This is a genomic window from Lactobacillus sp. (assembly GCF_051873315.1).
Classification (GTDB): domain Bacteria; phylum Bacillota; class Bacilli; order Lactobacillales; family Lactobacillaceae; genus Lactobacillus.
This window is the reverse complement of the sequence record NZ_JBJEES010000057.1, coordinates 1-9,994: the sequence shown is the minus strand read 5'-3', so window position 1 is coordinate 9,994 and position 9,994 is coordinate 1. Positions and strand designations below refer to the sequence as shown.

General features: G+C 50.2%; 10 protein-coding genes. 1 reads left to right on the top strand and 9 read right to left on the bottom strand.

The genetic code is table 11. The features are described from left to right. The 3 genes from ACI32D_RS03010 to ACI32D_RS03000 all read right to left on the bottom strand — a co-directional run. A partial coding sequence (locus ACI32D_RS03010) for a metallophosphoesterase family protein (RefSeq protein WP_439775170.1) occupies positions 1-629 on the bottom strand: 629 nt, incomplete at its 3' end. Between the two features lie 2 nt (positions 630-631). Next, positions 632-985, bottom strand: coding sequence for a YlbF family regulator (locus tag ACI32D_RS03005; protein ID WP_439775169.1), 354 nt, complete (start codon positions 983-985; stop codon positions 632-634). A 42-nt stretch (positions 986-1,027) separates the two neighbouring features. Beyond that, positions 1,028-3,085, bottom strand: a complete 2,058-nt coding sequence (locus tag ACI32D_RS03000) for a PBP1A family penicillin-binding protein (RefSeq protein ID WP_439775171.1) — start codon at positions 3,083-3,085, stop codon at positions 1,028-1,030. A gap of 170 nt (positions 3,086-3,255) precedes the next feature. Between ACI32D_RS03000 and ACI32D_RS02995 the strand changes: the two genes are divergently transcribed. Continuing rightward, complete coding sequence (locus tag ACI32D_RS02995; protein ID WP_439775168.1) at positions 3,256-4,101, top strand: RluA family pseudouridine synthase; 846 nt, start codon at positions 3,256-3,258, stop codon at positions 4,099-4,101. Between the two features lie 94 nt (positions 4,102-4,195). Here ACI32D_RS02995 and ACI32D_RS02990 read toward each other — a convergent pair whose 3' ends face one another. The 6 genes from ACI32D_RS02990 to ACI32D_RS02965 all read right to left on the bottom strand — a co-directional run bounded on the left by ACI32D_RS02990 (position 4,196) and on the right by ACI32D_RS02965 (position 9,920). After that, positions 4,196-5,107, bottom strand: coding sequence for a ketose-bisphosphate aldolase (locus tag ACI32D_RS02990; RefSeq protein ID WP_439775167.1), 912 nt, complete (start codon positions 5,105-5,107; stop codon positions 4,196-4,198). A 125-nt stretch (positions 5,108-5,232) separates the two neighbouring features. Then, entirely contained in the window at positions 5,233-5,937 is a 705-nt protein-coding gene (locus ACI32D_RS02985) for a L,D-transpeptidase (protein WP_439775166.1), read from the bottom strand. A 174-nt stretch (positions 5,938-6,111) separates the two neighbouring features. Further along, on the bottom strand, positions 6,112-6,672 hold the full coding sequence (locus ACI32D_RS02980) for a sortase (RefSeq protein WP_439775165.1): 561 nt from the start codon (positions 6,670-6,672) through the stop codon (positions 6,112-6,114). 3 nt (positions 6,673-6,675) lie between these two features. Beyond that, on the bottom strand, positions 6,676-7,476 hold the full coding sequence (locus tag ACI32D_RS02975) for a pilin N-terminal domain-containing protein (RefSeq protein WP_439775164.1): 801 nt from the start codon (positions 7,474-7,476) through the stop codon (positions 6,676-6,678). A gap of 16 nt (positions 7,477-7,492) precedes the next feature. Next, positions 7,493-8,314, bottom strand: coding sequence for a class C sortase (locus tag ACI32D_RS02970; RefSeq protein WP_439775163.1), 822 nt, complete (start codon positions 8,312-8,314; stop codon positions 7,493-7,495). Continuing rightward, positions 8,304-9,920 (bottom strand): isopeptide-forming domain-containing fimbrial protein, encoded by a 1,617-nt coding sequence (locus tag ACI32D_RS02965; protein WP_439775162.1) that lies wholly within the window; start codon positions 9,918-9,920, stop codon positions 8,304-8,306. The genes ACI32D_RS02970 and ACI32D_RS02965 overlap by 11 nt, the downstream gene beginning before the upstream one ends. Between the last annotated feature and the right edge of the window lie 74 nt (positions 9,921-9,994).

Here is a 9,994-nt window from a genome sequence, read left to right as displayed (position 1 = left end):
GGGTAAACGATCAGCGGCTTTTGACTTAAAATTTGCCGGGCGTGGATGTGGCCTAGGGCAAAGTAGTCATAGCCCAGCTCCTTCATCTTGCTTAAATCGAAAGGAGCGTAGACATTCCCGCTAGCCGCTCTTTGGGCCGCGTGCATAAGACCAATTGTATAGCCCTCTTTTTCCGGGAACTGACCCAGCATGTCTTCTTCAATGTGGTTCTGGCTGTAGGAAAAGCCGGTCACGTTGTAGGAGAAGCCATTTTTAGTCTTGAAAAATTCCCGGTCAACTTTTTCCTGGTCGCCCAACAGGCAGAAGTATGGGCTGTTTTCGACCAAAAGATCCTGCCGGGTCATGTAGTCGTGGTTGCCGAAAATCATGACCACTTGGATCTGGGCGTCAGTCAGCCGCTTTACCTGCCGGGCTAAAAAGAGCTGGCTGGCCGGAGAGGGCTTGTTTGAGTCAAAGGTGTCGCCGGCGATTAAAACCAGGTCGACCTCTTCTTTTAAGGCCAGGTCCACGATCCGGGTCAAGGACTGGGCTGCTGACTGGCGGATTTCAGCATATTCCCTGTTTGGCAAAAAAGATAGTCCACGAAATGGGCTATCTAAGTGCGCGTCAGCTAAATGAATGAATTTCATGATTAGGCTTTTCTCAAATCCTCATATGCTTCAGACAAGGGCTGGCCGATATTCTTTTGTACGTCATTGAGCAGGGTGTAAACTGCTTGTTCTGCCAAGAGCATATTTTGCAAGGTGGTGTTTTGGCCGACCCGTTCGTTCAAGCTCTTGAAGTGGTCTTGCTGCTCTTCAGTCAGTTCCTTGCCAGTTTGCTGAGCTTCCATGATTTCCATTTGGGCAGCGTCCAGTTCCTTGAACAAGGCAAGGCTGTCAGCATCTGCCTTAACGGCGTCCATGGCTTGCTTCAAAGCAACAAACTGTTGGGTTTCCCGCAAGTCGTTAGCTAATTGGTTGGCAGTGTCGTAAATGTTGACCATTTTTTCTTTTCTCCTTTTTTATTCCATAAAAATACTGTTTGCTTATTTTCCAGTAATCTTATTGTACCATGACTGAATCGTTGATTCGGCATTCTTTACGCCATCGCTGATCGATTCTTTCAGCTTCTGACTCCAGCCCGATGAACTTGACGAAGAGCTGGAAGTTCCGTTGCTCTGGGCCATGGAATCGGCCGATTGGACGGTGAAGCTGGTCTGCTTGCTGTAAGGCAAAATCCTGGTCATTTCGTCCTTATAAAGGGTGGTGATCCCGGTTTCAGAAATCCCCTGCATGTAGTGGTTCTTGTCGGTTGTGTCAAAGCCGACCCAGGTAGCCACGACCACGTCCGGGGTGTAGCCGACGATCCACTGGTCCTTGGTCCCGTATGCAAAAGATACTTCAGTAGACCCGGTCTTGCCGGCTACTGAGTAGCCGGCTGGTTTGGCGTTAACGGCTGTCCCGGAAGTGAAGACGCTGAGCAGCATCTGGGTCATCTCCTTGGCCGTGTCAGCTGAAATGATCTGGCTGGTCCCGGTATTATTGTTTTCCGCGATCACGTTACCGCTGGCGTCAGTGATCTTGGTAATCATGTAAGAGCTGTCCGGCAGCTTCCCGCTGTTGGCAAAAGCCGAGTAGGCCCGGGCCATCTGCAAGGGACTGACCCCGGTGGAAACCCCGCCCAAGGCCAGGGCCAGGTTCTGGTCGCTCTTTGAGACGGTAATGCCAAACTTCTTCAAGTAGCTGACCCCGGTGGAAACCCCGATCTTGTTTAAAAGCCAGACAGCCGGGACATTCTTGGACTGGGCCAGGGCCTGGTACATTGGAATCGTGGTCGAATATTGGTTGTCGACGTTGACCGGCTCATAGCCGTTCTTGCCGAACTTCTGCCGTTTGTTGGAGAGATCTGAGTCATAGTGGTAGCCGTTCTCCAAAGCCGGCGCGTAGACGGCCAGGGGCTTGATGGCACTGCCGGGCTGGCGCTGCATCTGCGTGGCCCGGTTGTAGCCTCTGAAGACGTGCTTGCCGCGTCCGCCGACCAGGGCCTTGACTGCCCCGGTTTTGGGGTCCATGGCCACGCTGGCTCCTTGGGCCCGGGAGGTGCCGGCTGGGTTGGTCGGAAAGTTGTATTTATTCTTGAAGCTGGCCTGCATGGACTTTTGGTAGTTTTGGTCCAGGGTCGTGTAGATCTTCAACCCCTTGCTCATGATCTCGTTTTCGCTGAGGCCATACTTGCTGATGGCTTCAGAGATGACGGCGTCAAAGTAGTAAGGGTACTTGTAGCCGCTGGTGGCCTTGTAAGTGTCGACCAGGTTCATCCCCTCTTTTTTGGCCTGGTTGGCGGTCTTCTGGCTGATGGACTTGTTGTCGACCATCAGCTGCAGGATGAGGTTTCTTCTGGAAACTGAGTGCGAGAGGGAATCGATTGGGTTGTAGTAGGAAGGGTTCCGCAAAATGCCGGCCAAGGTTGCCCCTTCAGCTACCGTCAATTGGCTGGCGTTCTTGCCGAAGTACTTGCGGCTGGCGTCCTGGACCCCGTAGACCCCGTTGCCAAAGTAGGCATTGTTGAGGTACATGGCCATAATCTGTTTTTTAGAATAGACCTTGGTCACCTGGATGGCGTAGAACATTTCTTCTACCTTCCGGGACAGGGTCTGCTGCTGGGTCAAAATGGAGTTCTTGACCAGCTGCTGGGTGATGGTCGACCCGCCCCCGGCGATATTGCCGCCGTGGATGACATAGCTGACCGCCGCCCGGAGAATGCCTTTCGGGCTGATCCCGATGTTGGTCCAGAAGGTCCGGTCTTCGGTGGCGACTACGGCCTTTTGGACATTGGGGGAAATCTTGCTCAAGCTGACATAGGTCCCCTTGCCTGAAGACACGGATCCGGCCTTTTTGCCATTCTGGTCATAGATGACCGTGGTCTTGGCCAGGGACGCCTGGAGGTTGGACAGGTTGGCTGTTTTGACTTTAAAGGTATAATAAGAAGATACAGCTAAAAAAAGGCTCAAAACGATCAAAATCAACCATCTTATCAGTTGGAAGCGGTAGTTGATCCTTTTCAGCCATCCCCACAAGCCCTTTTTGGGCTGGGAGTCGTTCATTTGTTTACGCGCTTTGCGCCTGTTTTCCATTGATATCTGCTCCTTCGTTAGAACATAGTCTAAACAGTTTGATTTTAACATAAAAGCTGCCCGCGGCTATCTTCCGAGAAGCAAGTTATCCATTTCTTAATTGCGCTAATAAGGTTTTTAGAAAGAAAATAAATCCCGTCATGATCTATCATTTCAGCTTAATCTATCCCGCAGACCGTCCTCCCGTCTCTGTCAGCGACCTTCTAAGGCAGCTCTTGATTCCCCGCAAGTGGCGGCACTATCTAAGAACTGAGAAGCAGGTTTTAGTCAATGGCCAATACCGCAGCTTTAACCAACTGGTCAAGGGCAATGAAAAAGTTGACCTCTACTTAGACCAGGTGGAATCCCTCCAGGGGGACTACCCGGCCAGTGGAAAAATGCCAAAAGTCGTCTATGAAGACGAAAATGTTTTAGTCATTGACAAGCCCAAGGGGCAAAAGACCCACCCCAACCAAGGCGAAAACGGGACTGCCCTTAATGACTGCGCCAGCTACTTAGGCTACAGTCCCTATATCGTCCACCGGCTGGACATGCTGACGGGCGGGCTCTTGCTGGTCGCTAAAAATCCCGCTGTCGTCCCGATCTTAAACCGGCAGCTGACCAGCAAGACTTTAAGACGAGACTACCTGGCCACGGTTGATTTAAACAAAGCAATACCTAATAGCGGCACGATTGACCTGCCGATCGGGCAAGACCCGTTTGATCAAAGAAAAAGGCAGGTCAAAGCTGACGGCTTAAAGGCGGTCAGCCACTTCCAGGTCTTAGAAAAAGACGAGGAGAAAAAGCAGGCTAAACTGCTGGTAACTTTGGAAACCGGCCGGACCCACCAGATCCGGGTCCACTTGTCGGCCTCAGGCTGGCCGATCGTGGGTGATCCCCTCTACAACCCAAATTTTGCCGGCGAAGACTTAGCTTTAACCGGCTGGCAGCTGACCTTTGTCAAGCCCTACAGCTTTGACCAGGTTACAGTTAGATTGGACAAATGACAGCAAAAATTTAATAAGAACAAAAGAAAAGGCCCTGTAGCAGCAAATGCTGTTACAGAGCCTTTTCACATGAAGAAAATTCTGAAGATTCAGATTATTCTTCGTTAAGTGAGCTTCTGTCGAATGAAGCGTCAGCTTCCTTGTCGTCGATTGATGGAGTACCCATCCAGCTGATCATTTCCTTCATTGAGTCAGTGATAGCTTCAGTACCTGGCAAGAGCAGCTTACGTGGGTCGTAACCCTTCTTGCTCTTGTCTTGGTCCTTGCCTTCTTCGATGTACTTGCGAGTAGCTTCTTGGAATGCAAGTTGGAATTCAGTGTTGATGTTGATCTTTGAGATACCCAAAGAAATTGCCTTTTCGATTTGGTCTTGAGGAATACCTGAACCACCGTGCAATACAAGTGGAGTTTCAGGAACAGCTTCAGCGATTTCCTTAAGACGGTCGAAGTTCAAGCCGCTCCAGCCTTCTGGGTAAACACCGTGGATGTTACCGATACCGCAGGCAAGCTTGTCAACGCCAGCAGCTACGAAGGCCTTAGCGTCTTCTACTGAAGCAAGTTCGCCGGCACCTTGGTTTTCACCGATCTTGCCGATTTCAGCTTCAACAGAAATGCCGCGTTCGTGAGCCAGCTTGATGATTTCCTTGGTCTTGGCCAAGTTTTCTTCAGTTGGCAATGCGTGACCGTCGAACATAACGCTTGAGTAACCAAGCTTGATACATTCAACAGCTGAGTCGTAGTCACCGTGGTCCAAGTTCAAAATAACTGGAACTGAGATGTTCATTGAGTCCATTGAGTCTTCTACCAAGTCCTTAACGAGCTTGTAGCCACCCATGTACTTAGCAGCACCAGTTGAAACTTGAATCAACAATGGAGTTCTGGTTTCTTCAGCACCACGAAGAAGAGCGCGGGTCCATTCCAAGTTGTTAGTGTTGTAGGCACCAACAGCGTAGTGTTCCTTACGAGCCTTCTTAAAAATGTCATTACCGTTAACGAAATAAGCCATAAAAATACCTCCTAAGCTTCTTACGACTCTATTGTACCCAATAATGAATATTTGAGCAAACAAATTCTTGCCTGTAAGCGCTTTATACCAAAAATATTTGTGTTCGCTTTCTCTATGCGGAATTCCTAGCGCATTTTGAGGACAACCTTGCTGCCAACAGGCAGGCCGCCGCTCAGCCTTTGCTCATAGAGCCACTTGGCATCGCTGACCGACAAACGGACGCAGCCATGACTGTCCGGTTTCTTGCCCAGGGTAGTCAAGTGAGCTCCGCCCTTGTAGCCATAGTTGTACTGGCCAACTTTAACCCCGGAGCCAAAATTGTTGATCGGGACTGAGTGGAAAAGGTAGACCCCGTGCTGGTGGTAGGAAACATAGTAGCGGGCCCCTACCCCGTTGCTGTTGTAAAAGACCTCACCAGCTTCTTCTTGGATCCGGTAGTTGCCGACCGGGGTCCGGCTTTCGCCGTTTTTCTTGATCGCGCCCGGGGAAGCATACATGGTGTAAATGACTTTCTTGCCGGACATGACATAGGCCCGGGCCCCGAGGATAGAGACGCGGATCCAGACATTCTTATACTTGGCAAGGTCAGGGTACTTGCGCTTGGTTTCGCTGGAGTACAGGTAGTAGCGGCCGGTCATCGGACGCATGTCGCTTGGGTCAGCGTAGGGTCTGTTGTTCTCTTTCTTGGCGACCCGCTCCTTCTTAGGGGGATGCTCCTGGACCTTGCTTTTGCCGCCGACTTCCGGCAGGGGCTCAAAGACTGGAATGATCATCAAGCACGCGATTATGGCAATCAGCAGCATTCCGATACGTTTATGGGCCTTGTTCATCAATTACACTCTTTTCCTAATCTTCTTTTTATAACTCTGCAACCGCCAGCAAAGCGATTTCACAAAGGATTAAGTTTATTATCTTACAAATCACATGAAAAACCTAGTCAAACCACTTCAGTTTGCCCGAAATTTAAAGAAAAAGCAATCCAAAAAGGATTGCTGCGTGAAATCTTATTTGATTTGTAATAAATGACATCTGACTGTAAAACGGGTCGTGCCGTCATAAGTACATGTGAATAGGCTGAGGTCGTACTTACTGCGGACCATCTTGCTGATGGCGGTCGGCTGCAGGACTTCCATTTTCTGAACCTGGTAGACGTAACGCTGGCCAGTTGCGGCTTCAAAATAAATCTTGTCGCCGACTTTCAGCTGGTTCAAGCGGCCAAAGTGGTTCACGAAATTGTGCCCGGCCACGGTCCAGTCCCGGTCTTCTGCCGTCCCCGTATAAGTCGCCGGAGATACTTCCAGCTGGCTGAAGCGCCACTTGCTAGCTACCGGCAGGGTTAAGTTCAAAGTCGGGAAATTGAGATAACCACTGTAGGCTGTTCCGTTGACTTTAATCGTGCTCTTGCTTGATTTCTCAGTCTTTGGCGTCTGCTCGAGCGTCCGGACGATTGCCTTGGCAGAACTGCCGGCGCGGTAGTCTTCAATTAGGTTGTGAGCCAGCAATAAGCCGGCCAGCAAGATAAAGATGGCTCCTAGCGCCATTTTGATTCTGCCCTTTTTTCTCATCTTTTACCCTTTCTTCTGATCAGCCCAGCCCCAGACAAACAGGGTGAGGCCCGCCAAAGCAAAGAGTGGGATCGGCCAGTTCAATTGCCCGGTCTGCGGCAAGCGCGGAGTTTGCGGCAAAGTCGGGACCGTGCTGCCTGTCGGTGTCTTGCCATTGCTCTTGCTGGTCTTCTTCTTAGCCGTAATCGTTGGCGTGCCTGGATACTGCGGCTTGCTTGAAACCTTTCGGTTACTTGAGCTTGAAGAAGACGGCGTACTTGGCGTATTAGGTGTGGCCGGATTAGACGGCGTCTTCTGGGTGTCCTTTGGTTGAGCTACGATATTATTAACCGTCTGCCCGTCAATTGTATATGGCAAGACCAGGCAGAAGGGGTTGATCTTCTCATAGCCAGCAGCGCTGGTCGTTTGCACTACCAGGTAAACCGCGTTTGACTCCAGGTTGATTGAGGCATCCCCGCTGGATGAAATCTCAGTTGTCTGCGCGCTGAGCTGCTTGTCAGCAACATAATTAGCCAGACTGCGGGCAAAATTCGCCGACATAATCTCATTTTGCGACATGCCCGCAATATCCTGGCTCATTTCGGCAAAGTCACTGGTATATTGATACTTTTTCGCTGAATCAAGCTTGGCAACTTGATAAACCACTAAATTCCCGCCGGAAATCGCCTTGCCAGTCTTCTGGTCCCGCATCTGCACTGTCAATGAGCCAGTATCAGCTGCTTGAACAGGATTGACCACGGCAAAAGCTAAAAACAAGCTGAGCAAGGCAACTAACAAGCCAACTTTGTTCGACTTGGAAAGCAAGCTGTCCACCCTCCTTCTATTTATGTCTTTCTTGCCTGTGTTCCTTTATCAGCTGGCCCAGCCAAATAAGAACCAGGAGGAACATCAAGGCTACTACACTATAGTATACAACTTTTTTAAGCGGCAAATGGAAGGCATCCTTGGTCTTCTCTGCCGGATTCTTGACCCTGACTCCCCTGATCAAAAGCCGCTTGGTATTGATCCCGTAAGGAGTGCAAGTCAGCAAGGTGCAATAGTCCTTGCCTTTAACAACTTTCAAATATTTAGAGCTGTCCGGCTTGACGACATGAATCGCGTCGACTTTATAGCTGATCTTCCGGTCTAAAACAGTCACTGTAAAATGGTCACCCAGTTTGAGCTCATCCAAGTCCGTAAATAGCGTCGCGCTGGGCAGGCCCCGGTGGCCGACCAAAACCGCGTGGGTCGACTTACCGCCAATCGGCAAGCTGGTGCCTTCCATATGACCGATCCCATCCCCCAGGACTGCCTTGGCCGTGCCATGATAAATCGGCAGATGGACCCGGATCTTGTGAATATCGACATAAGCCATCACGTCTGTTGATGGCACCACCAGGTCTTGCCAGTAGCCGGGGATAATTTTGGGATGATAAAAGGCGGCTGGCGTTTGAGCTAGCCGCCTATTATACTTTCTGGCCTTGGCAAACAAGTTGGCTTTCAGCCGCTTGTTTTGCCTGGCCGCCAGCTTCGCGTAGGCGTCAGCCTTCCGGCCACTGTTTTGAGTATTGAAGTGGTCGCTGACGATTGGGTACAGGGAGATGGCAAAGCCGGCCAAAATGACCACTAAACGAATGATCAGCGTATTTCTCTTAGTTTGCACGCTTCTTCTTCAAGCTTGGAGCTGCGATAGCGGCAATAACCACCAGGGCACCTGCTGCCAGGAAGATGTAGCGGCCCATGCCACCAGTGCTTGGCAGAACGAAGGCGCTGTCGGACTTGTTGTTCACAGTGGTTTCGATGACGCCTGAAGCCGTGTCAGCTGACAAGGCAGAGTTATTAACAGACAGTGAAGTCAAAGCAGCATCAGCAGAGTTTTGCTTGTCAAAAGTTGCTGAAATCTTGAATTCGATGTCGTCAGCCTTCTTGTAGCCCTTTGGCACCGTGCTTTCGACGATCTTGTATTCACCCTGGTCAAGACCGGAGAATTGGAACTTGGTCCCGTCAACGATCTTGGCAACAATGCTGCTGTTGTCAGTAGTCTTGTCTGGGTTGATAGTAGCGATAGTCTTGTAAGTGTCGCCATCCTTCTTTTGCAGGGTAAAGCCCGCTCCAGTCAATGGCTTATTGCCGTTACCAGTCTTGTTGACTACCAGTTCGTAAGTGTAAACCTTGGCATTCTTGTTGGTAGTCGTACCAGTACCGTTGCTGTATGGGTTGTTGGAGTAAGTCAGCTTAACATTGTTGACGTTGCCAGCTTGACCGACTACGGCGTTTTCGTTCAGCTTGGTGTTGTAAGTTACGACGATGGTGTCGCTAGTCTTAACCGTGCCAGCTTCAACCAGCTTCTTAAGGTCAGTCAATTCAACCTTGAAAGTGGTGCTGCCGTCGTTGTTCTTAGTAGTAGTTACAGTGTAGTCGGTACCCTTGGTCAATTTAGTAGCGCCAGTAGCGTTGATCCCCTTAGCATAACCAGAAGTTACGTTTTCAGCTTGAACAACGATTGAGCTTTCGTCCAAGGTCAAGCCCTTTGGCAGGGTGTCAGTAAAGTAGTAAGTGTAGTTGTCGTATGACTTGATTTGGCTGGAGATGGTCCCAGTAACCATAAATGGAACAGTGTCGCCAATGTTGTAGTCAGTAGCGTCTACATAGTCTCTTGAGCTAGTAGCACCCGGGTTGCCTTCCAGAACCTTCTTGTGAACAGTTGGAGTGGTGGACTTAACGTTCAGAGTCACGTCCTTGTTAACCAGGCCAGTCAGCAGAGTTGCTGAGTAGTTGTGCGGGTCACTTGCATTGTCCGCGGTCGCGTCAGCCAGCAGGTAGTAACCGGCGTTGTCAGTAGACAGGGTGTTTTCCCCGCTCTTGAAGGTCTGGTCAGCTTCCAGCTTGGCTGAACTGATCCCCTTGTAGGCAGCGTCAGCGAACTTCCGCAAGGTTGCGTCTTCACCCGCAGTTGAGTTGTCTGACTTGGAGTGAGCCTTGATGAAATCCTTCAAGCCATCAAAGTCGCTGACGGTTTTACCGCTGGCGTCACTTGCGGCCTTTAAAACGATGTCCTTGTACTTGCTGTTTAAAGTGTAAGTTACGGCATCGTCAGAACCGACTTCAGCCTTCAAAAGCTGATAGCCATTGTACTTTGAATCAGTACCGTTGATTGTTACCTTGATTGAACTGGCCGCGTGGACAGTCTGCAGGCTGGCCGGAATGGCAGCGAGCAGGCCGAACAGCAAAACCAGGGCGCTGAACAGGCTGCTCAGCTTTCTCGTCATTTTACTAGTCATGTTTTCCTAACCGAATCATAAAACTTACTAAATCTTGATAATCACATCAGTATTGGTAAGTT